This is a genomic window from Sneathiella glossodoripedis JCM 23214, from assembly GCF_000616095.1.
GTDB classification, from domain to species: domain Bacteria; phylum Pseudomonadota; class Alphaproteobacteria; order Sneathiellales; family Sneathiellaceae; genus Sneathiella; species Sneathiella glossodoripedis.
On sequence record NZ_BAMS01000001.1, the window covers coordinates 1,116,735 to 1,139,708 of the forward strand.

22 protein-coding genes are annotated in these 22,974 nt (G+C 49.2%); 12 read left to right on the plus strand and 10 right to left on the minus strand.

Annotated features, from left to right (window positions below):
- Nucleotides 1-3: 3 nt before the first annotated feature.
- Together JCM23214_RS05580 and JCM23214_RS22150 are read right to left on the minus strand one after the other, a co-directional pair.
- Nucleotides 4-1,152, minus strand: coding sequence for a flagellin N-terminal helical domain-containing protein (locus tag JCM23214_RS05580; RefSeq protein ID WP_025898054.1), 1,149 nt, complete (start codon nucleotides 1,150-1,152; stop codon nucleotides 4-6).
- A gap of 314 nt (nucleotides 1,153-1,466) precedes the next feature.
- Nucleotides 1,467-1,838, minus strand: coding sequence for a flagellar biosynthesis repressor FlbT (locus JCM23214_RS22150; RefSeq protein WP_025898055.1), 372 nt, complete (start codon nucleotides 1,836-1,838; stop codon nucleotides 1,467-1,469).
- 354 nt (nucleotides 1,839-2,192) lie between these two features.
- Here JCM23214_RS22150 and JCM23214_RS23430 point away from each other — a divergent pair, with 354 nt between their 5' ends.
- The 7 genes from JCM23214_RS23430 to JCM23214_RS05620 all read left to right on the plus strand — a co-directional run bounded on the left by JCM23214_RS23430 (nucleotide 2,193) and on the right by JCM23214_RS05620 (nucleotide 10,856).
- Entirely contained in the window at nucleotides 2,193-2,330 is a 138-nt protein-coding gene (locus JCM23214_RS23430) for a hypothetical protein (protein ID WP_159104303.1), read from the plus strand.
- Nucleotides 2,331-2,428: 98 nt separating this feature from the next.
- A complete protein-coding gene (locus JCM23214_RS05595; RefSeq protein ID WP_025898056.1) occupies nucleotides 2,429-2,671 on the plus strand; it encodes a hypothetical protein in 243 nt (80 codons plus the stop codon).
- Between the two features lie 11 nt (nucleotides 2,672-2,682).
- Nucleotides 2,683-6,966, plus strand: coding sequence for a calcium-binding protein (locus tag JCM23214_RS22155; protein ID WP_025898059.1), 4,284 nt, complete (start codon nucleotides 2,683-2,685; stop codon nucleotides 6,964-6,966).
- Complete coding sequence (locus JCM23214_RS05605) at nucleotides 6,882-8,759, plus strand: calcium-binding protein (protein ID WP_148301775.1); 1,878 nt, start codon at nucleotides 6,882-6,884, stop codon at nucleotides 8,757-8,759. Before JCM23214_RS22155 ends, JCM23214_RS05605 begins: the two co-directional genes overlap by 85 nt.
- Nucleotides 8,760-8,791: 32 nt before the next feature.
- On the plus strand, nucleotides 8,792-9,466 hold the full coding sequence (locus tag JCM23214_RS05610) for an Ig-like domain-containing protein (RefSeq protein ID WP_025898061.1): 675 nt from the start codon (nucleotides 8,792-8,794) through the stop codon (nucleotides 9,464-9,466).
- Nucleotides 9,463-10,434, plus strand: coding sequence for a M10 family metallopeptidase C-terminal domain-containing protein (locus JCM23214_RS22160; RefSeq protein WP_025898063.1), 972 nt, complete (start codon nucleotides 9,463-9,465; stop codon nucleotides 10,432-10,434). The genes JCM23214_RS05610 and JCM23214_RS22160 overlap by 4 nt, the downstream gene beginning before the upstream one ends.
- Before the next feature lie 131 nt (nucleotides 10,435-10,565).
- Complete coding sequence (locus tag JCM23214_RS05620) at nucleotides 10,566-10,856, plus strand: DUF6460 domain-containing protein (protein ID WP_025898064.1); 291 nt, start codon at nucleotides 10,566-10,568, stop codon at nucleotides 10,854-10,856.
- Between the two features lie 78 nt (nucleotides 10,857-10,934).
- On the opposite strand, the gene JCM23214_RS19280 is transcribed toward JCM23214_RS05620, so the two are convergent.
- From JCM23214_RS19280 to JCM23214_RS05645, 5 genes are all read right to left on the minus strand, one after another.
- Nucleotides 10,935-11,954 (minus strand): 2-oxoacid:ferredoxin oxidoreductase subunit beta, encoded by a 1,020-nt coding sequence (locus tag JCM23214_RS19280; RefSeq protein WP_037492599.1) that lies wholly within the window; start codon nucleotides 11,952-11,954, stop codon nucleotides 10,935-10,937.
- Nucleotide 11,955: 1 nt separating this feature from the next.
- Nucleotides 11,956-13,806: a 2-oxoacid:acceptor oxidoreductase subunit alpha gene (locus tag JCM23214_RS05630; RefSeq protein ID WP_199899333.1), complete on the minus strand. Its 1,851-nt coding sequence runs from the start codon at nucleotides 13,804-13,806 to the stop codon at nucleotides 11,956-11,958.
- Between the two features lie 306 nt (nucleotides 13,807-14,112).
- On the minus strand, nucleotides 14,113-14,706 hold the full coding sequence (locus JCM23214_RS05635; protein ID WP_025898067.1) for a TetR/AcrR family transcriptional regulator: 594 nt from the start codon (nucleotides 14,704-14,706) through the stop codon (nucleotides 14,113-14,115).
- A 115-nt stretch (nucleotides 14,707-14,821) separates the two neighbouring features.
- Nucleotides 14,822-15,553: an AsmA family protein gene (locus tag JCM23214_RS05640; RefSeq protein ID WP_025898069.1), complete on the minus strand. Its 732-nt coding sequence runs from the start codon at nucleotides 15,551-15,553 to the stop codon at nucleotides 14,822-14,824.
- A 79-nt stretch (nucleotides 15,554-15,632) separates the two neighbouring features.
- Nucleotides 15,633-16,709: a TAXI family TRAP transporter solute-binding subunit gene (locus JCM23214_RS05645; RefSeq protein WP_159104304.1), complete on the minus strand. Its 1,077-nt coding sequence runs from the start codon at nucleotides 16,707-16,709 to the stop codon at nucleotides 15,633-15,635.
- Between the two features lie 271 nt (nucleotides 16,710-16,980).
- Between JCM23214_RS05645 and JCM23214_RS05650 the strand changes: the two genes are divergently transcribed.
- The 4 genes from JCM23214_RS05650 to JCM23214_RS22165 all read left to right on the plus strand — a co-directional run bounded on the left by JCM23214_RS05650 (nucleotide 16,981) and on the right by JCM23214_RS22165 (nucleotide 21,001).
- On the plus strand, nucleotides 16,981-18,135 hold the full coding sequence (locus JCM23214_RS05650; RefSeq protein ID WP_025898072.1) for an acyl-CoA dehydrogenase family protein: 1,155 nt from the start codon (nucleotides 16,981-16,983) through the stop codon (nucleotides 18,133-18,135).
- A 27-nt stretch (nucleotides 18,136-18,162) separates the two neighbouring features.
- Entirely contained in the window at nucleotides 18,163-18,936 is a 774-nt protein-coding gene (locus JCM23214_RS05655) for a class II aldolase/adducin family protein (protein WP_084264594.1), read from the plus strand.
- A 47-nt stretch (nucleotides 18,937-18,983) separates the two neighbouring features.
- A complete protein-coding gene (locus JCM23214_RS05660) occupies nucleotides 18,984-19,994 on the plus strand; it encodes a cyclase family protein (RefSeq protein ID WP_037492602.1) in 1,011 nt (336 codons plus the stop codon).
- A 116-nt stretch (nucleotides 19,995-20,110) separates the two neighbouring features.
- Nucleotides 20,111-21,001 (plus strand): NifU family protein, encoded by an 891-nt coding sequence (locus JCM23214_RS22165; protein ID WP_025898076.1) that lies wholly within the window; start codon nucleotides 20,111-20,113, stop codon nucleotides 20,999-21,001.
- A 5-nt stretch (nucleotides 21,002-21,006) separates the two neighbouring features.
- Here JCM23214_RS22165 and JCM23214_RS05670 read toward each other — a convergent pair whose 3' ends face one another.
- Nucleotides 21,007-21,225: a hypothetical protein gene (locus tag JCM23214_RS05670; RefSeq protein ID WP_025898077.1), complete on the minus strand. Its 219-nt coding sequence runs from the start codon at nucleotides 21,223-21,225 to the stop codon at nucleotides 21,007-21,009.
- Nucleotides 21,226-21,431: 206 nt separating this feature from the next.
- Here JCM23214_RS05670 and JCM23214_RS05675 point away from each other — a divergent pair, with 206 nt between their 5' ends.
- Nucleotides 21,432-22,040 (plus strand): CDP-alcohol phosphatidyltransferase family protein, encoded by a 609-nt coding sequence (locus tag JCM23214_RS05675; protein WP_025898078.1) that lies wholly within the window; start codon nucleotides 21,432-21,434, stop codon nucleotides 22,038-22,040.
- Between the two features lie 4 nt (nucleotides 22,041-22,044).
- Here JCM23214_RS05675 and JCM23214_RS05680 read toward each other — a convergent pair whose 3' ends face one another.
- Nucleotides 22,045-22,530, minus strand: coding sequence for a hypothetical protein (locus tag JCM23214_RS05680; protein WP_025898079.1), 486 nt, complete (start codon nucleotides 22,528-22,530; stop codon nucleotides 22,045-22,047).
- A 33-nt stretch (nucleotides 22,531-22,563) separates the two neighbouring features.
- Nucleotides 22,564-22,974, minus strand: a complete 411-nt coding sequence (locus tag JCM23214_RS05685) for an RNA-binding S4 domain-containing protein (RefSeq protein ID WP_037492603.1) — start codon at nucleotides 22,972-22,974, stop codon at nucleotides 22,564-22,566.

Consider the following 22,974-nt stretch of genomic DNA (forward strand, 5'->3'; position numbering starts at 1 on the left):
TGATTAACGGAACAGACCCAGGATAGACTGAGAAGCCGCGTTCGCGATAGACAGGGACTGAATGCCCAACTGTTCTTTTGTCTGTTCTGACTGCAGTTTCGCAGAAACTTCAGCCAGGTTGGCATCAACAAGAATGCCCAGACCTTCTTCAATCTTGTCTGTCAGAACCTGAGTAAACTCAGCCTGACTTTCAAGCCTGTTCGCCGCTGTACCGAGCGTGGTGAGCACACTACCGATTGCGGTTTTCGCGGCATCAACCGCGGCGATACCACCACCGCCGACACCATCTGCTGCTGTAACACCACCTGCAACACCATTTGTTGTTGTAATGGTTTGCCCGGCGGCTATAACATCGACAACACCATCTTCCCCAATATTGACCGTTAGGCCGGCTTCGGTTCGCATTGCGGACGCCAGATTACCGATCATTTCCTGGAATGATTCAGCAGCTGTATCGATCTGAACCCCATGAACATATGTGCCGTTAGCTTCATCCGGAGATGAGGTCAGTGCAGTCGCACCTTCATAGAATTCAAAAATATGTGTTTCACCACCAAAAGCGAATGTCAGGGTGTTACCAGAAGAAATTGACAGTGAGTTATCCAGTGTCAAAGTTGTTTTCTCTGATGACAGATCAAGACCATTGATACCGAGACCTGTAGTTGTTGCGTTCTGTTCAGCAATAGACAGAGTTGCACCACCAAGGCCCGTCAGAACCGTCATGCCAGATGTTGTTCCACCATTGTCAATCAGGTTAATGCCGTTAAATTCTGCGGACGATACGATTGTCGTGATCTGGCTTACCATTTCATCTGCTTCATCTTGCAGGATAGTAACATCCAGACCATCATTTTGGGCCTGAGTGATTTTAGCCTGCATGTCAGTCAACTGATCAGAAACCTGAGTTGCTGCAGCAAGCGCCATGTTCAATGTAGCTGTACCGAAGTTCAGGCCTTCCTGAACAGCTTTCAGTGCGCCAACATCACCACGCATGCCCTGCGCAATCACGAAAGTAGACGGATCGTCAGTTGCACTGCCGATTTTCAAACCAGACTGAATCTGAGACTGAATAGTTGTCAGATTGTTCTGTGTGCTTGAAAGTGACCGCAGTGCGGCCATAGCGTTTGAGTTGGTATTAACTGAAAAAGCCATAATATAATTCCTCTTTCTAAGGTTTGTCGCTTTAGCGACGGACGCGGCTCTTTTGAGCCCCGGTTTGCTTTGAAACCGTGATACCAATATGAGAGGAATTTCCTAACAAGGTCTTAAGAGATATATTGGATTTTATCTAATGTGTCTTTTTTAGTTTTAACTAATTGTTTTTGTTGAATTTATTTTTGTTTATGTGTGTCTAATTTTAGCGCTGAAACAGCTTGATAGGTGGCTAGAATTGCATAAATAAAGCCGAGCAGCGCACAAAAATTAACATCACAAATGCGATTGTCAGGAGCGTGATTCCAAAGAGTTTATTCTTTGATCACTTTTTGCAGGAGTTTTAGACCGTTATAGAAGTTTTTCTCTCCCACAAGGCCGACAACTTCAAAAATCAGCTCACGCAGAGCTTCATCATCCGTGGCGAGAAAGGCCATTTGAGCGGCTTCCTGAAAGTTTTTGTAATGTACCGCATGATTTTGGGGCTCGATATACATCATCTGAACCTGCATATAGACGTTATGCAGTGGTGTCGTCACCTGATCGGGGAGCATGATGTCTCTTTCGCGCATGATCGAAGCGTCGTTTTCCAACGAGAAATGCATCGCTTTTGCGCTCGTATTGGTGATCACTGCCCCATTGACGATAATTTTCTCGCCTGCAGGTATTCTGAATTTCAATGACATCTATGTTGCCCCCAACTTAGCTATGCAGTGAATTGTAACACAAATTTAGCGATTGATTCCATGGACTTGTCAGCCAACCAAACGCAGTTACAGTTTTCAACCTGCAGATGACACTTTATATATATACAAAAATTTTGCAAATCCCCTATCCCCAAAAAGGGCGACAAAAAATTGAATAGAAATTCGATAAAATTGTAAAAAAACTCTATTCGTCACCCAAATGGGGTATGACAGATCTTGGCGAAATCACTAGAGTCCCCCACAATCGTAAAAATATTTGTGCCTATGGTTGCGCATTTTGTTTAAGGGCTGCCGGTCGTTACGGCAGGCAGAATTGGGAATAGGATTAAAATTATGGCTAAGACAGAAAACGGCATCATTAGCGGAAGCTCAGCTGGTACGGTTGTTGAAGTTGAAGGCGGACAGAATATTCTGATTGATGTGACAAGCCTGATCTTGTTGTATTTTCTCAGGAAGGCAGTGATCTGGTAATCACGAACATTTCCGATGGTCAGAAAATCGTCCTGGAAGGCTTCTTCTCTCAGGCTGGCGGCGAACTTCCACCGCAACTGACACTGGCTGATGGTTCCGTGATCTCCGCAGAAGAGGTCACAGGTCTGGTTGAGAATTTTGATCCCGGTCAGGTGGCACCTGCCGCAGGCCCCGGAGCTGGCGCAAATGGCGGCGGCGCAAACTTTAGTGCCTATGGCGACGATGGTATCGGCGAAGGCATTGGAATTTCTGGTCTGCTGGACCAACTGATCTTGGCTTCCCACCCAATGAGCCAATTGAAGATCTGGTCGCGATTCCAGGACAGCCTGAATTACTGCTGAACGAAATTGGCATGGGCACAATGATTCTGGGTCCACGCTATAATGACGATGGCCCAAGTGATATCGTTACCTTTGCCGTCGTGGAAGAAGGCCCAAGCCTTTATCAGAAGCTGGTTGAACTTGATAGTCCAGCAGTTGACTCATTCCTGGAACTGTCAGGCGGTGTCGTTGATTTCGTTGAAATGCGTAACGCGACAGGTGAAACCCAGTCAACAGCAGGAAATGGCCCATCAACAGTGGGTGAAGGTGTAACGACACTTTCCATTATCGGACCGGACGGGGACCCCGTTTCCTTTGATCTGCCCACACTAGAGATTGCACCGGGCGGACAGCTTGTTGTCTTGCAGGCCGTGCAAGAAGGTGAAGAAGACCCGGTTGTTGAGACTCTCTACCTTGTTTTTGATGCCGCTGGAAATATCACAGATTTCGGCTCCATTCCGGGTGTGGGTGACTGGCCGATGGGCGAGGACACAACAGATCCGCTTGGTGTGCTATTGACTTGGTCACTGGGTGGTGATGTCGGGCAAGTTGATACGTTCCTTGCCAATGGCGCGCAGTTTGTACCACCTGCATTGAATGCCGGCTGGACGGGTGTGCCAGAAACGCCTGCTATTTTGGATATTTTTGGCGATAGCGACACATTTAGTGGTCAAATTTCCACTCAGGAAGTGGTGAGTGAGTCAATTTTTGACGCCTACGCGCCGATCACGCTTGACCAGATCGTTGCAGAAGGTCCGCTGGGCGAAGACTTTTTCCATGATATCAATGTGAACAATATTTTCTCTCGCGTTGATAACTTCGATTCCAACACCGCGGGCGATTGGACAACCAATCAGTCACATACAATTGGACTGGTTAATGATGGGTATGATCCTAATCCACAGGACCCATATAACGATGACATGAACCCTGGTCAGCCTGCAGGGCCAATCCCGGGTGTAGATGAAGAAACTGACAATAATGGTCAAAACGTCATCCTTATGGGGGATGGCGAAGACGATTCAGCCTTTATCAACGAAGATGGTGTCGTTGAAGGCGGTCGCGGTCAGGACTTTATCATTGGCGATGAAGGCTCTAACACGCTCGATGGCGGTGCCCACAATGACTTCCTTGATGGCGGTGCTGGTAACGACATGATGTATGGCAATAGTGGCGGTGACGTCATTATTGACGATGAAGGCAATGATATTCTGATCGGTGGTACCGGTACAGATGTCCTCTTCGGTCGCCGTGGCGCTGGCGATGCCATGTATGGTGGCTATGGTAATGGCGGCTTCATCCTAACCAAAGCGTTTGACAGCATGTATGGCGGCTACGGCAACGGTGGCATTACTGAAATCGGCGACGAAGATGGCGCATTTGAACCCGGAACTGGCGATATTCTCGTCGGTGATGAAGCCTTCTTTGATGACATGTATGGTGGTTACGGGAATGATTTCCCAATCCAGCGTCTTGTGACTGTAGACAGCATGTATGGTGGTTACGGCAACGACATTGGTAGCCCGCAGGATTACATGCGCGATATTATTGTTGCAGGTGACGGATCAGACGTCATCTTTGGCGACAATGCAAATCTGTCTGAAGTTAGCGGTCCTAGCACATATGGCCTGTATTTTGGGTTGCTTTTTGAACTCGATGATTTCGGACCGCGTGAATTTAACAACTATCTGCGCAACTACACCGAATATAACTACGGTGGCGCTGACCTGATTTACGGTGGTTGGGGCAATGACTTCATCTTTGGTCAGGGCGGTGATGACCTGATTCTGGCAGGTCATGGAAATGACGTGGCTGCAGGTGGTAGCGGCGATGACAAAATCCGGGGTAATTCCGGTGAAGATACGCTTTACGGTGGTCACGGCGAAGACACCATGTTCGGCGGTAATGACAATGACTTCATGCAAGGCAATGAAGGCAATGACATTATGTACGGCGATAGCGGTTCTGACGACATGTACGGAAATGCTGGTAACGACATCATGTATGGCGGAACCGGGTACGACAGCATGTATGGTAGCTCCGGCAACGACATTATGTATGGAGGCTCCGGCGGCGACTACATGTATGGCGGTAGCGATGAAGACACCATGTATGGTGGCTCAGGCTACGATAACATGTATGGTGGATCTGACGATGATCTGATGTATGGCGGCAGCGCCAGTGATCGTATGTATGGTGAAAGTGGCAATGACGTCATGTATGGCGAAAGTGGCAATGACTCCATGTATGGCGGTACAGGCGATGACAGCATGTATGGTGGTGCCGGCAATGACGACATGTTCGGTCAGGACGGTGCGGACCTGATGTATGGCGGCACAGGCAGCCAGGACACTATGAGCGGTGGCGCCAATAACGATGTCATGTATGGTGACAGCGGCCAGTTCGGTTCAATCGGTGACAATGACATCATGGACGGCGATAGCGGCGATGACATCATGTATGGTGAAGGCGGCGCCGATAGCATGTTGGGCGGAACAGGCAATGACGACATGTTCGGCGGTGATGGCGCAGACACCATGTTCGGTGATGACGGCGGCATTGGCTGGTGGGAAGGTGGCGATGACACCATGCGCGGTGGATCCGGTAATGACACCATGTTCGGTGAAGGCGGCGCAGACACCATGGGTGGTGGTTCAGGCGATGATTACATGGGTGGTGGTTTTGGAAACGACAACATGCAAGGTGGGTCAGGTGCCGACCGTATGAATGGTGATGAAGGCGATGACATCATGTTCGGTGATGACGGCGCCGATAGCATGCAAGGCGGTGTCGGTGATGATTCCATGCTTGGTGATGCTGGTGATGACTTCATGTCGGGTGGTGCCGGAAACGACTATATGGAAGGCGGCGCTGATAATGACACCATGGATGGTGGTGACGCCAATGACGTCATGTTCGGTGACGCTGGTCACGACAGCATGGACGGTGGTGATGGCTCCGACTACATGGAAGGCGGCGATGGCGCTGACACCATGGAAGGTGGAGCTGGCTGGGATAGAATGTTCGGCGGCGACGGTCATGATATCATGTCAGGCGGCACGGGCGGTGATTATATGGAAGGTGGCACCGGCAATGACGATATGCATGGCGGAGAAGGTCGCGACTTCCTGCTTGGCGGCATAGGCGCGGATAGCCTTTTCGGTGATGCCGGTGATGACGAAATGTACGGTGAGGCCGGTGACGATGTCATGAGCGGCGGTGCCGGTAATGACTTTATGTATGGCGGTACTGGTAACGACCAGATGGCTGGCGGTGATGGTAACGACGTCATGTATGGTGGCTCAGGCAGCTCCGATAGCATGTTCGGTGACGCTGGTGACGACATCATGTTTGGCGATAACGGCGACCAAGACAGCAACGGTGACGACGACCATATGTATGGCGGCTCCGGTAACGATTACATGCTTGGCGGCGGCGGTAACGACGCAATGCATGGCGGTACCGGTAACGACACAATGGACGGCTGGACCGGTGATGACCTGATGTATGGTGGTGAAGGCGCAGACACCATGTTTGGTTTTGAAGGTGCCGATACCATGTCAGGTGGCGCTGGTAATGACGAAATGCACGGCGAAGATGGTGACGATCTGATGTATGGCGGTGCAGATAACGACGTCATGTTTGGCGGCAACAATAACGACGAGATTCATGGTGGTACTGGCAACGACTATATAAGCGGTGGCACAGGTGATGATGTCATGGATGGCGGGTCCGGAGCGGATAGCTTGTTTGGTGGCGCCGACGCGGATTCTATGTCCGGCGGAGATGGCAGTGACCTCATGGATGGCGGTACTGGTGCTGATACCATCTTCGGTGATGACGGTGCAGACGTTATGTACGGTCAGTTTGGTGACGACGATATGAGCGGCGGTACCGGTAATGATCTGATGTATGGCGGCGCTGGTAATGACTTAATGTATGGCGGTACCGGCAATGATGAACTGGATGGTGGCTTCGGTGATGATACCATTCATGGTGGTGCCGGTGCTGACTTCATGCTGGGCCATCGTGGCGATGACCTGATGTTCGGCGGCGCTGGAAACGACTTCATGCTTGGTGAAGATGACAATGACACAATGTCTGGTGGTACTGGCGACGACTTTGTGGACGGGGGTGCTGGTGATGACCTGATGCTTGGTGGTGAAGGTGAAGACGTTATGGTTGGCGATAGCGGGGCAGACACCATGTCGGGCGGTACCGGTAAAGATACTTGGTTGGTGAGGCTGGTGACGACGTCATGGACGGTGGTGCTGGCGACGACCGAATGGAAGGTGGCACCGGCAATGACCAGATGACTGGCGGTGATGGCGTAGACACCATGTTTGGTGGTTCAGGCAGCTCCGACACCATGTTTGGTGACGCTGGCGACGACATCATGTTTGGCGACAATGGCGACGAAGACAGCATTGGTGATGACGACCATATGTATGGCGGCGCGGGTAATGACTTCATGCTCGGCGGCGGCGGTAACGACGCAATGTTTGGCGGTACCGGTAACGACGATATGGACGGCTGGACCGGTGATGACGATATGCACGGCGGCGAAGGCGAAGATTTGATGCTTGGCCAGGACGGTGCTGACACCATGTCAGGTGGCGCTGGAAATGACGAAATGCTCGGCGAAAATGACGACGACGTCATGGATGGCGGAACTGGTGACGACTGGATGTATGGCGGTGCCGGTAACGACTATATGGAAGGCGGCGAAGGTGCTGACCTGATGTATGGTGATGATTTCATTGGAAATGGTCCGGTTATCCAGCTCGTCGGTGGTGGCCTGTATGGCGGCGGCCTGTACGGCGGTGAATTGACCTTCGGCAATGACACCATGTTCGGTGGTGACGGTTCTGACATCATGTATGGTGATGGTGGAAGCAATGAGGATTCCGGTGGCGACGACCTGATGTATGGCGGTGCTGGTGATGACCTCATCCTCGGTGAAGGCGGCGACGACACCCTGTTCGGCGGTGAAGGCCACGACTTCATGGAAGGTAACGCTGGCAACGACGTTATGGCCGGTGGCGAAGGTCACGATGACATGCTCGGCGGTGGCGGAAATGACATTATGGACGGCGATACCGGCAATGATGTGATGGATGGCAATTCTGGCCATGACATCATGTCAGGTGGTGCTGGCCATGACAACATGGATGGTGGCGGTGGTGCTGACACCATGACAGGTGGTGCCGGTCGGGATCTCATGTATGGTGGAAGTGGTGCCGATTCCATGGAAGGTGGAAGCAGTCGTGACACCATGTATGGCGGTTCCAACTTTGACACTATGGATGGCGGCCGTGGTCGTGACCTGATGTATGGTGGAAGTGGTGGCGACGACATGAGTGGTGGTCGCGGACATGACACCATGTATGGCGGTTCTGATGATGACACCATGCAAGGCGGTCATGGACATGACGTCATGTATGGTGGTGACGATTACGATGCCATGTATGGTGACGCCGGCAATGACGCTATGTATGGCGGTGAAGAAATTGACACCATGTTCGGTGGTTCTGGTCACGATGTCATGTATGGTGGCTACGACGACGATGACATGTACGGCGATAGTGGCAACGACGTCATGTATGGCGGTGCTGACTGGGATAACATGTCTGGCGGTACTGGTAATGACGCCATGTATGGCGGATCTTCCCGAGACACCATCTCCGGTGGTGACGGTAATGACGTTATGTTCGGTGGCTCAAGTGGTGACGCCATGGATGGTGGCTCCGATGACGACACTATGAGTGGTGGTGACGGTCATGATGACATGGTCGGTGGCGCCGGCAATGACTCAATGGACGGCGATTCTGGCGATGATAATCTGGGCGGAAACCATGGTGATGATACCCTGGATGGCGGTGCTGGCTGGGACAATGTCTATGGTGGTGCCGGAGACGATGTCCTGAGATGGACCTATGGCGAAAATGTCGGTGTATATGATAACTACTACGGTGATGCTGACACGGATACGCTGGAGCTTTACTTCACAGCAGCGGAATTTGCAGCGCATGAAGAGGCGATCGCCAAATTTGCCAATGATGTGGAAGATACTGGTTTTGGCGTGCTAGCATCGGTGGTGGAGTACTGAACGCGGAAGACATTGAATATGTTGCGGTTCACGTGGATGGTGTTGAAGTTCCGGTCTTGATTGACGATGCAATCACGACCGATGAAGATACGGATGTGACCGAGCAGATTACTGCCGATCCAAACGAGCAGGACTTCATTCCAAATGCACAAACCACAACCTTCAATACACCGGGTGCGGTGACACTGACGACACCACTTGGTGGCGGTACAGTGGTCAACTTTGCGCAAGGTGACTGGACAGCAAATGGTGCTGGTGACGTCTGGACACTGGATCTGGTTGACGGCGGCGACAATTACGGTCAGCTGATCGTAGATGCCTCTGATCCGGAAGCGGTGACAGCAACACTGGATATTCCGGATGCTGCAGACTCCGCGTGGGAGCCAATGGACACCGGTGACACTGCAACGATTGTCTTTGACTATTCAGCAGATGTTGAAGGAAGTGAAAGCGCGACGGTTACCATTAATGTGGACGGTGTAAATGATGCACCGGTTGCAGTTGATGACATCGTGATCACAAATACTCGCGAAGACATTGATGTGCCGCATTCAGCCTTGATGGCGAATGACAGTGATATTGATGAGGATGAAGAGCTTGAGATCACTGATGTGACACCAGATGCTTTCATTGACGGTGACTTTGTGACGGTCCCAGGCTCTAACCGGTTGAAAACCCAAGCTTTGAAGATGTTGGCACTGATGTGAATAAATCACATGGAAGCAGTTGGGCAACATACCATAGCTTACCAGGTTGGAACGTTGATTTTGATGCGGCACCTGCTCCGATCGAACTCCAGTTCGGTGGTACGGGCGGTATTCAGGCACAGGATGGGAATAGCAAAATGGAGCTCGATTCCCATAATGAAGGTAAGCGGGATGGAGTGAAGTACACCGCAAGTAATTCCCATGTGTATCAGGATATTCCAACTGCCGAAGGTGAAGAGCTTACATTGAGTTTCTGGTACTCACCGCGGACGACAACCTCGACCAATGATGTTGCAGTTGTGTGGAATGGTGTACAGATTGCGGTTCTGACCGGTGATACACCGGGCTGGCAGGAATTTACCTTCGAAGTGGAAGGGGCCGATGGCTCAACCCGCCTCGAATTCCAGGGACTGCCATCAGAAAACACATTGGGTGGTTATATCGACAACGTTTATGTGGGTGATCGCGACTTCGATTACACCTTGAGCGATGGCGATGAAACAGATACCGCTCACGTGGATGTTCAGTATCAGGTCGGTAACCAGCTTCTGGGCGGTGATGAGAATGAAATTCTGATCTCCGGTGAAGATGGGGATACCCTCATGGGCGGTGAGGGTGATGACACCCTGATCGGCGGTGAAGGCGATGATGTCCTGATCGGCGGCGAAGGCGAAGACGAGTTCTTCTTCTCTGACGCGGCAACTGACGGTGATGATGAAATCGAAGATTTCGTTGAAGGTGAGGACACCATTAATCTGGATGCCCTGTTTGACGAGCTCGGAATTGCAAACGCCGATCGTGCCGGGGATGTAAACCTGACAGCGGATGGTAATAACACAGTTATCACCATTGATGGCGAGACAGACTTCTCCATCACAGTTCGTGACGTTGATCTTGGTGAGACAACCGGCGGCCTGACAGCAGAAGAGCTGGCAGCCAAAGGCATCATCATCAGCGATGAAAGCTAATATCAGTCAGTTAATCTGATAATCAGAAAAGCCCGGCTCAAGCAGCCGGGCTTTTTTTGTCTTTTTGCTGGTATCGGTATTTGGCACCGATTATGATCGCGCAGAAGGTGTTCAGATCGTTAGGGGCGTAAATGTCAAAGAATATTGGATCTACCATTGTCAAATTGCTGCTGGTATCGTTTCTCGTCGGCTGGCTGCTGACGCTGTTTGATGTAACCCCCCTTGAAGTCTTTGAAAATCTGACTGGCACCATTGGCGATATTTATCGGTGGGCCTTCTCCAATATCCGCTGGGCGGCAGAATATATTCTGATCGGTGCTGTCATTGTGATCCCGATCTGGGCGATCGTCGCCGGACTTAATTATGCTCAAGCGAAAAACCGCCAACGCAACCGTAACAAGCAAAACAAAACGGATATCTGATTAACGCGCATCTGCGCAATCACCTGAAAAGCAAAAAAGGCCGGGGTGATTCCGACCTTTTTGAGTAGCAGTTATCGATTAAACCTGCCAGGTATGGCCCTGCCTGAGCAGTGCATCGAGTGACGGACTGGCGTCCTTTTCTTTCTCAACTGCCATCTGTTGGTCTACGCCACCTTCGAATGTGGGGGCCGGATTGCAATAGAGCACGCCAAATGCAGTTGGCATGTCATCGCCTCCCATTTCCGCAAGCATGGTGGCCAAGCCTTTGTTGGTTTCGTCATGCACCAGAATATCATCCTCGGTTACACCATTTTCACCAATGGTCACGACTTCCAGTGTCAGGCTTTTTGTGTTTAGTCGCAGACCTTTATTGCCATCCGCACCAAACAAGAGTGGTTTGCCATGCTCCACATGGATCTGACGCTCTGCGGCAGTATTGCGGGCTAACACATCTTCAAAAACGGCATCATTATAAACAATGCAATTTTGTAATATTTCAACCAGCGAGGTTCCCTGATGCTCATGTGCACGTTTCAAGGTATCTGGCAGGTTCTTTTGAATGTCATATCCGCGCGCCACGAAACGGGCACCAGAGCCCAGTGCAAAAACGCAGGGCTTTAGAGGGCTTTCAACTGAACCGGTTGGTGATGACGGGGTGCGTAGCCCGGTTTCTGAAGTTGGCGAATATTGGCCCTTGGTGAGGCCATAAATTTCGTTATTGCAGAGCAGGATCTGCATATTCACATTTCGTCTCAGCACATGGAGCATGTGATTGCCACCAATGCTGAAGCCGTCACCATCGCCGGTGACCAGCCATACATCCAGCTCAGGGTTTGTGACCTTGATGCCAGTTGCAAAGGCAGGTGCGCGCCCGTGAATGGTATGAAAACCATAAGTTGACATATAGTAAGGAAAGCGGGATGAACAGCCAATACCGGAGACAAATACATAATTCTCTTTTGGCACATCCAGGTCAGGCAATGTTCGTTGCACGGCTTTCAGGATTGCGTAATCGCCACATCCGGGACACCAGCGAACCTCCTGATCAGAGGCGAAATCCGCAGGTTTTAATTTTTCTTTAGGTGCAATTACATTCATTTTAACTCTCCACCGCAGCGTCGATTGCAGCTTCAATCTCGGTGATCTTAAACGGCTGCCCCGTTACTTTTGTCAGGGGTTTTGCGTCAATCAGGTATTGATCGCGCAAAACGGTTTTCAATTGACCATCATTCATTTCCGGCACAATCACCTTCTCGTATCCACGCAAGAGATCCCCTAAATTCGCAGGCAATGGCCACAAGTTACGGATATGTATATGGGCAACTGATTTATTCTCTGCCAATTTGTTGGAAACAGCCCGACTAATCGGACCATAGGTAGATCCCCAGCCAACAACCGCAAGTTTTCCTGTTTCCGGGCCCTGCTCTGGTTTCACAGCAGGAATATCCTTGGCGATGTTGAGGATTTTATCTCGCCGCAGATCCGTCATCCGTTGGTGGTTTGCAGGCTCGTATGAGATATGGCCGGAGCCGTCTTCTTTTTCAATGCCACCGATGCGATGTTCCAATCCAGCGGTACCCGGAATGGCCCATTTACGAGCGAGTGTTTTCTCATCCCGGTCAAAGGGGTGGAAGTTTTCAGCATCTGTCTCGTGCGTTACCTTAAAGCTTTCATAGTCACTCAAGGATGGAATAAGCCAAGGCTCAGCAGCATTCCCGATATAACCATCAGTTAGCAGCATCACAGGTGTCATATATTTGGTTGCCAGTCGGCAGGCTTCGATGGCTGTATCAAAACAGTCGCCCGGCCCATGAGCTGCGAGGACCACAAGCGGTGCGTCCCCATTTCGCCCATAAACTGCCTGATAAAGATCAGACTGCTCTGTCTTGGTCGGCAAACCGGTTGAAGGGCCCGCCCGCTGTGAATTGACAATGATCAACGGTAATTCTGTCGATATGGCAAGGCCTATTGCTTCACCTTTTAGCGCAATTCCGGGACCAGAGGATGAGGTAATGCCAAGAGCACCCGCGTATGAAGCGCCAATCGCTGAACAGATTGCAGCAATTTCATCTTCGGCCTGAAATGTCTTCACGCCAAATTGCTTCATTTTCGCAAGAGAATGCAAAACTGGTGATGCAGGGGTAATCGGGTAGGAGCCGAAAAAGATGTCCAGATCGGCAAGCTCTGCACCAGCGACAAGCCCCCAGGCAAGTGCTTCCGCACCTGTAACTGTCCGATACAAGCCTTTGGTCATTTCAGCAGGCGCAACAGAGAACAGGCCAATGCTATCACCCAGTTCTGCCGCTTCGCCATAAATGTGACCAGCGTTCAGCGCCGCAATATTGGCGTCTGCAATTTCGGGACGTTTCGCAAATTTCGCTTTAAGCCATTCGATTGTGTCTGTCCGGTCGCGTCCGTAAATCCAGTAAACGAGGCCTAGTACCCAGAAGTTTTTACACCGCAAGCCTTCTTTTTGAGATAGGCCAAATTCTTTCACCGATTCCAGAACATTCTTGGAAATGTCAATTTCCAAAAGCTTGTAATCATCTAGCGAGCCATCCTCCAGAGGGTTGGAATCGTAACCAGCTTTTTTGAGATTTCGAGTATTGAATGCACCTGTATCCACAATGATGCTGCCGCCTTTTTTAAGGCGATTGATATTCACTTTCAAAGCCGCCGGGTTTAGGGCAACCAGTACATTGGGGTCATCTCCGTGTGTTTCAATGTGCCGCGCGCCAAAATTGATCTGGAAGGCGGAAACACCAAATGTTGTCCCAACAGGCGCCCGTATCTCGGCAGGGAAGTCAGGGAAAGTCGCCAAGTCATTGCCGGCAAGTGCTGTCGTATCAGTAAATCGGCTACCTGTAATTTGAATGCCGTCACCGGAATCACCTGCGAAACGGATTACGACTGAGGGCAGCGCGGTACGACCATCAGAGTCAGGCGCCATATTCGTGTTCATTTCGTTCAACTTAGCTACTCGCTTCCTAATTCGCGTCTTGTCTTGCACTAAAGACAATCAACATTCAACACATTCTAACAGACAATTATAAGAGAAAATAATGTCTTTGTGTTGTCTTTTCTCACAGTTTCAGGCGCTGTTGGGCACTAATATGATCCTGTGGCTTCAATTTCATCACAAGCAATCCGCAGATAGATATTGTAAGCACTCATATAGTCATCAACAGACGAGCTTCAATATATTTTATATTTTCTCTATGTAAATAAAAAAAATATACAAAAATTATGTGTTAAATTAAGATTTGTCCTTTAGGCCATCACGTAAAAGCCTGACAAAAAACGAGCCAATTTGTTCTGGTGTTTGCCCACCTGGTCTGTACCAGCTAGAAGACCAGTTCAGGGACCCAAGAAGGCTAAGTCTTAACAAGGTGGGGTCGACGTCATCGGGCAATGGCAATGCCTCAATCAAAGAGTTAAAAAGCTCATCATAGCTATCCCGAATTTCGACGAGCCGAATGCGCAGTGCCGGCGCGGTGCGCGAGATGTCGCCGCACAGCAAAATGGAAAAATTGTTCCCGCCGAATAACGTTTCCATATGTGCTGCTGCCGCTCGATCAAGCCTCTCCCAAGGGTCTGTAACGCCATTAATTGCTTCCAGAACAGCTTCTGAAATCAGACGGGTTCCTTCTTCGTATGTGGCGATGATCAGGTCGTCTTTTGACGGAAAATGATAATACATGGAGCCCGCCAGCATCCCCGCTTCACGAGCAATATCTCTCATGGAAGTGGCGTCATACCCACGTTGATTAAACAGATGCGCCGCCGCCGCCATTAGTTCCTGCCGCCGGTTGTCGCTTCGATATGGGCTGTCACCCGAGGATTCGCTCACAATTTTCCCCCAAACAAACGTTTATTGCAGTGTGATTTTATGCATATGGGGGCAGGTTGTCGCAATATAAATCTGGCAAATGTATGAAGACTGACTTGTGTATATATCAGAAGGTTTATTTCAGCAGATTTCTCAGCAGCTTCATGGCGTTTTCAGTTTCATCCAGTGCACCGTTCATTATATTTCGGGCTTGATCTGAAATGGGTAAATCTGTGTTCAGTGCCGCAATGGTTGTTTCTCTTAGAATTTCCAGAATTAAAACATGTGCGAATTCAGCTGATGTCATCCCGCCTTGCCCTTTTCCCAGATTTGTAAGAGAAATCGTTCCCAAAGTTGCCGTTCGGCGAGCTCCGTTAAAATCTGGTGAGTTTACATAGACTGTGCCGTTTTTGATGTGGACCTGATCAAATTGAAATTTTTTCTCTCCGGGCTTGGATTGCGTTCTGTTAAGCGAGTCTTCAATCTGCTTCTTCAGGGTGCGTAAATTATCTGTGCTGTCCTTGATTTCGTAGGTGACTTCCGGGGATTGTAAGATGACAGATTTTACAATAATCACTCCGGAATTCAGGGATTCCGGATCAATCCATAAATCGACCTGCGCAACGTTAAGCGCTGTTCCAACTGAAAAGCCTGCGGGATTGGCAACTTTCACCTCTGAAAGTTTTGCCAGGCCGGAAGTTGTTGAATATTCAGAGCTTGCCACGCTGACTTGAGTTTGGGTTATTGACGTCCCGGCTTGTGCTACAGACTGGGAGATTACCGAACCAATGGATGAATAGATATATGCTATGCCACCAATGAACAGCAGAAGAATGATAGCGATGGCGACTAGAATACCTTTTTTCATTACCACACCTTAAATTTTGAGGTCTCCACCGATCTTTTAGATCGGAGCGTGATTGCAACAAGCGTTTATTACAGCAGTTTTATCGTTCCGCTAAACTGTTTAACTGAAGTTCACGAAATTTCTGCCATTCCACTTGAAATGTTTTGGGGTCAGGGTTCTTGCTTTTGAAGTCAGCGAACGCCTTGATCAGGATATTCTGTCGTCTGATAAGGGCGTCTTGATGAGCCTGTGCCTGATCAGACCAGATACCGATTTCCTGAAAATATTGCACGGCACCACTGTGAAAGGGAATGACCCATTTAAAATTTTGCCAGCTCGTATGCCAACCTTCAGCATTTGGAAGTATTTCGGTGATTGTTTCAAGGTTTTCGGAAATTGTTTTGGTGAGGTGATAGACAGTTTCGTCCTTTTGTGATGATGTGGTCAAAAGTAAGGGGTAAGGATGTGTGACACCCATCCAATTGCCCGATGAAACTGGCTGCAAATAGGGCGCAAAGGATTTCATTCTGCGCCAGGCAATTTTTTGACTGCTGTTAAAGTCTGCCAAAAAGAAAGGCCGCCGCCCTTTTTCCAGATTAGTAAATTTTGGCAAATTCGCCGAAATTACAATCGCATCTATCTGTTTACGTGCAAAGCCTATCATCGCTTCGTCATAGCCGGGGTAGGTCAGCTTTTGGACTTCTTCCCAGTTTAAGCCAGCAAAGCGCAAAAATGCTGTCATGGTGGCATTCAGCTGATTCGCCCCTCGGATCCAGGGTATGCGTTTTCCCCGAAGGTCGGTTAGGGATTTGGCATTTGAATCCTTAGCGATTGCAAGTCCCAGCTTAAAGTCGGAATAGGCGGACATGATCAGTCGCAGCCCGGATGGCCCCCTGTCCGGGCGAGCAAAATCAAACAATCCTTCCTGTGCGAAATAACTTTCCATATCGCAAATACAAAACTCGCGAGCGCCGCTTAGCAGCATTTGTGTCCTTGGTCCGCTATCAGCGACGGGATCGATGGACACTGCAAAGTTTGGTAAAGTGTTTAGCACATCGCTAATTGCACGGGCATGTACATAGCCGTTTGTCAGTACGCCTCCGCTCAGTATCGGTGTATCAATGAGTGGTTTGGCACTTTCATTTGCATGGATGGAAGTGGAAAAGAGTACAGTCAACAGAGTGCATAAAGTTCGCAAGAGGCATTTTTGTGTTCGCACCATCTTCTCAGCCCATCTGCCAGTTATTTGTTAAACCCGGAAATAATGTTATCCCCAATTGACTAAGCTTTTTTGGTCCGAAAGTAAATCATCCACAGATTGCGATTTTGAACTTTAGCGTGATTTTTGAATGAGACGGGTTTCATTTTGGTCTTATTGAAAATAGAATACAGTCACAATCAAGGTCTGACAGGCATGGGCCTAACGAACAATAAAAAAGGAAAATTTAATGGCACTTGATAACGAGACATTCGGTCAAGTTAAAGACACAGTAACCCGATTTGTCCGCGAACGTCTTATCCCCGCTGAGGATACTGTCGAGCAGACTAACGACGTCCCGGAAGACATCATTCAGGATATGCGTGAGCTGGGGCTGTTTGGCCTTTCTATTCCCGAGGAATATGGAGGACTTGGCCTGAGCATGTTGCAGGAATGTGAAATCATCCATGAGCTTTGCAAAGCGTCCTTGTCTTTCAGGTCTGTAATCGGGACAACCGTTGGCATTGGCAGCCAGGGTCTGGTTATGACAGGGACGAAAGAACAGAAAGAACAATATCTGCCACGTCTCGCAACAGGCGAAATAAGTTCATCTTTCTGCCTGACTGAGCCCGATGCGGGCTCAGATGCTGCATCATTGCGCACGACAGCGATCAAAGATGGCGACCACTATGTGCTGAACGGAACAAAGCGTTATATTACCAACGCTTTGCGCGCAGGCATGCTTACTGTCATGGCCCGCACGGACCCCAACAAAAAAGGTGCCAGCGGTGTTTCAGCTTTTCTTGTCGATCCCTCTATTGAAGGCGTTCATATCTCCAAAGCTGACGAGAAAATGGGTCAGCGAGGCACAAAGACAAGTGACGTAATCTTTGAAAATGCACGCGTTCCTGCTTCCGCTCTACTGGGCGGTGAAGAAGGGCAGGGATTTTATACTGCAATGAAGGTTCTGGACCGGGGCCGCTTGCATTTGAGTTCTGTTGCAACGGGTATTTCCGAACGTATTATCGAAGAAGCCCTGAATTATGCTGCGGAACGTAAGCAGTTTGGAAGTCCCATTGGTGAATTTCAGTTGGTACAGGCCATGCTCGCAGATAGTCAGGCTGAATTATATGCAGGCACATCCATGACACGTGACGCAGCAACGAAATTTGATGCTGGTGATGAGATTTCGATGCTGGCAGCCTGCTGCAAAATGTTCACAACCGAGGCGGCAGGTAGAATTGCTGATAGGGCAGTGCAGATTCATGGCGGCGCAGGCTATATGTCTGAATACAAGGTTGAGCGCTTCTATCGAGATGTCCGCCTGTTACGACTGTATGAAGGCACCACACAGATCCAGCAATTGGTTATTGGCAAGAATATGCTAAAGTCAGTTCAAGGGTAAAAGCAAAAATAAATGAAAGGATAGGTTATGGGTGTAGATTTGATTGCTGACATGGTTCCGAGCCTCAAGGGGAAAGTCTCGGATGAGGAGTGGCAAACCAGAGTTGACTTGGCTGCCTGTTACCAGCTTGTGGCGCATTACGGAATGTCGGACCTGATCTTCACCCACATTTCCGCACGGATACCGGGGACAGAAGATCAGTTTCTGATCAATCCGTACGGCTTGTTTTTTGACGAAATTTCCGCATCCAGCCTTGTCAAGGTCGATATCGACGGCAAAGTTCTGGATGAGACAAATTTTAAAATTAATCCGGCAGGCTATACTATTCACAGTGCAGTACATGGTGCGCGCCATGATGTCGCCTGTGTCTTGCATACGCATACGCGCGCTGGCATGGGTGTTTCCGCACAGAAACAGGGCTTGCTTCCAATCAGCCAGCATTCGCTGATGTTTTATAACCGGCTGGCCTACCATGGATATGAGGGAATTGCCCTCAATCTGGATGAGCGTGAGAGACTTGTGCGGGATCTGGACGACAATATCGCAATGATCCTTCGAAATCATGGGTTGTTGACTGTTGGCAGTACAGTCTCCGAAGCTTTCCGCCGCATTTATTACCTTGAAAAATCCTGTCAGGCGCAAATTGATGCTCTCGCAGGAGGTGCAGAGATTATTATTCCGCCCAAAGAGGTTTGCGAAACGGCGGTTTCTCAATTTACAGATTTAAGCGACAGAAACACGCTTGAATGGGATGGTTTGTTAAGAATTCTGGATCGCAAGGGCAGCAATTTCCGTCATTAACACCACCTTCTGATCTCGCACAATTAAAAATAATAAAAGGAGTGAGTATGAAGCGTTGGAAAAATCGCCCTGAAGGGTCAAATTGGGGGGAATTTGGAGAGGACGACCAAATTGGTCGTCTGAACCTCATTACGCCTGAGAAAATAAAAGTAGCGGCTCAGGAAATTCAGTCAGGGGAGCGGTTTTGCCTGAGCCTCCCGCTCGATCTGCCTGGGGGCAACCTTTTGAATGCAGGTCGCCATCCACCAAAGTTGCAACCGACACTGCGCGGTGAACTCCCTAACAGTAATTATCGGTTATCCGCTGATTTCGAGCAGTTCAGGGATGTAATTAGTGATGATGCCGTTTTCCTTCATTTACAGTACTCTTCACAATGGGACGGGCTTTCTCATGTCGGGCATGAGTTTGATGCTGATGGGGACGGGGTTGCTGAGGCGGTCTATTATAATGGGTATCGAGCTGATCAACATATCGGAACTTCGGCCCATAACGGTGAAATGAAAGCATCTGCGCTTGGCATTGAAAAAATGGCCGAGGCAGGTGTGCAGGGCCGTGGTGTTCTGGTTGATTTGGAAGGGGAATTTGGCAGGGATGCCGTCTCCGTGGGCTATGATGATTTAATGCGCACGCTTGATGCGCAGAAAATATCAGTCGAAGAAGGGGATATGCTCTGCCTGCATACGGGATTTGCCCAGATGTTGGTGGAAATGAATGGCCAGCCGGATAAAGACAGGCTGCATAATTCCTGTGCCACGTTAAATGGCCGGGACGAGAAGTTGCTGAACTGGATCACAGATACAGGACTGTCCGTAATCATTGCCGATAATTATGCGGTGGAAACATATCCTGCAAAGACCGGAGGGGACTGTTGCGCGGCTTTGCCATTGCATGAACACTGCCTGTTCAAATTGGGAATACATTTGGGTGAGCTCTGGCATCTGACGCCTTTGCGAAACTGGTTGAAAGAACATGACAGATATCGGTTCTTTTTAACTGCACCGCCTCTTCGCCTTCCGGGCGCAGTAGGATCTCCTGCCAATCCGGTTGCGACTGTGTAACTCAAGACTTGCATGTCACGCCTCATTCGCTATCTAGTGGATATGGCTTGTCTTCGACTGGTATATTTGATAGCAGACAGGTTTGGTATCCTTGTGCCTATTGGAGTTAATGCGTAATGTTTATTCAGACTTTGCCATCTGCGGACGAAAACAAGATGCAATTTATGCCCGGCCGTCAGGTCATTCAAAAGGGTGTTGTTGCTTTTGACGATCCGGATGAGGGGCGGGAAAAGTCCCCGTTGGCGGCCCGGTTGTTCGATATTCCGGGTGTAAAGTCTGTTGAATTTGCACAAGACAGCATAACCATCACGAAAGCGGGACCCGAAGAAAAGGGGCCGCTTTGGATACAGCTAAAGCCTATGGTTCTTGCGGCTATCATGGATCATTATATGACAGGGATGCCGGTTTTGAATGCCACTTCGCAGTCACAGACCGCTGATGCTGGTTATTCGGAAGAAGATCTGAAGATTGTCAACTCCATCAAGGAGCTGGTGAGTGAGCGTATTCGCCCGCAACTTCTGGATGATGGAGGTGACATTGCCTTCAAATCCTATGATCCGAGTGAAGCAACTGTAACGCTTGAAATGGATAGCAGCGGATTATCCACACCGGCATTTGGAACGCAGATCAAAATCGAAAATACCTTGAAGCATTATGTGCCTGAAATCACGCGCGTGCGATTTGATCGGATGGTACAGCAAGATGATGCGGTAGAGGCGGAGCGTCCGGGCCTTCAGACGGAAGAGGCGCAAACGATCCGGACGTTACTCGAAACACGGATAAATCCTGCAATTGCTGCCCATGGCGGATATATTACTCTTATCGATATCCAGCAGGAGACCGCCTATGTTGAAATGGCGGGCGGATGTCAGGGCTGCGGAATGGCCGATGCAACGCTCAAGCAGGGTGTAGAGGTAGAAATCAAACGTGCGGTGCCAGCCATTGAACGGGTGTTGGATGTAACGGATCATGCCGGCGGAACCAACCCGTATTATGTGGGATATTAACGGACTTATTCTCCGTCCATTAATTCTATTGCCTTGATCACAAATCCGTGCCCCGCGCGCCATTTTCTGTTGGCTTTGCTCCAGGCCTCTTCAATGGTGCTGGCTTCAATCTCAAAATAATGCGTGTTAGCCCAGTCATCTGAAAGGTCTTTATGGTGCTCACCATTTTTGATGAGGTTCAAAACATCTTCGTTATAAACGGCGGCTTCAAACAATTTATTCATATGACTACTACTTCTGTTGTTCTTTGCCGGAGTGTAATCCCCGAACAGTTAATAGAAACTTATCACTATAGTTAATTTTCAGCATTCGATATTCAGAGATCACAGGCAGGTTTGCTGCTCGCGAAGTCGTCATTTACGTTTCGGGAAATTCACTGATAGAGTGGGTATCAGTTTGGGCCTTCCGCCGTTGGAGTAAAGTTCGAAAAATGTTTGATGCTGTTTTAAGGCATATTGTAGACCCACCGCTGAACAAAATGGGAAGCCTGGTCGCAAAGACAGGTGTTTCCGCCAATATGGTGACCGTTGTCGGTTTCGTAATCGGCATGCTTGCTATTCCGTTCATTGCAGCAGAATACTATGCGGCGGCCTTAATTCTGATTTTGCTAAATCGGCTTTTTGATGGCTTGGATGGGGCGGTTGCCCGTCAGTCACTCTTGTCTGATTTCGGTGGTTATCTGGACATCATCTGTGATTTTATCTTTTATTCGGGAATTGTATTTGCGTTTGCGCTCGCAAGGCCGGAAAACGCGGTGGTCGCCGCGTTTTTGATTTTCAGCTTTATGGGCACTGCCGCCACGTTTCTTGCCTATGCAATAATGGCGGAAAAATACCAAATTACAACGGATATACGAGGCATAAAGTCCCTCTATTACCTCGGCGGCCTCGCTGAAGGGGGAGAGACCATTCTTGCATTTGTGCTTTTCTGTTTGCTGCCGGATTACTTTGTGGAAATTGCGATTGTGTTCGGCTTGATGTGCTGGATTACAACCGCAACCCGAATTTACGCTGCCTATGTAACTTTTGCTAAAAAATGAGCTTTCATTTAGCTCGGCTTGCCCAGCTTTGCAGGTCTGCTTCCAGCACTTTTAATGCATCTTTGCTCAGGCTTTCTAACCATAACCGAAAACCGCGTTTTAAATCTTCCGCTTTTAAATCTTCGTCAAAAGCACTGAAGAGCAATTCTTTGAACTCTTCGATGCTCTCGCATTCAAACTCATTGTTTTTGGGATCGAAATTTTTAAGTTTTTCAAGGGCTTCAGGTAAGCTGTTTGCAGCGTAATAGGGGATTTCTTCTTCAAGCATGAAGCCTCCCCATTCCAGCCACCACGCTTCGCTATCAGTTTCCCCCAGATCCCACGCGTAGGAGACTTCTGCTTCAATTTCCTTTGCAGCATCTCGCGCAGCAGCTTCCAGATCACGGGCATTGCTGGTAACGCTCAAGCGGATCGGGGCAACCTTGAAGTATCCAACCTCGCCTTCATCCCATGCCGTAATAAATTTTTCCAGTTCACTTATTTTACTCATCATACAGTCCTGTATCGTGCATCCATCGTGCGATTAAAGATCGTCACTTTGGCGTAATTTATCAAGTGCTCTGCGATCCGCTTTCGTCGGTCGCCCTGCACCGGGAGTTCTCTCAAATACTTTTGATTTGGTTGAGTGCTTTTTCGTGTCCTGCGTCTCCGACTTTGGTGCCAGATCTTCGTACAACGCCTGCGCTTCAGGGGCAGGTCCACGACGCTTGCCAATATTCTTTATACGAACAACTCGAATGTCTTTTGCTTGCTGAAAGGTGAGGACATCACCTGCTTTGACAGTGGCACTCGCTTTTGTGATGAGGACGCTGTTTAATCTGACTTTGCGTCCTTGAACCATTTTTGCGGCAATACTGCGGCTTTTAAAAAAGCGCGCGAACCACAACCAGCGATCAACGCGAATTGTGGCTCCAGTATCAATGGTGTTGTCCAT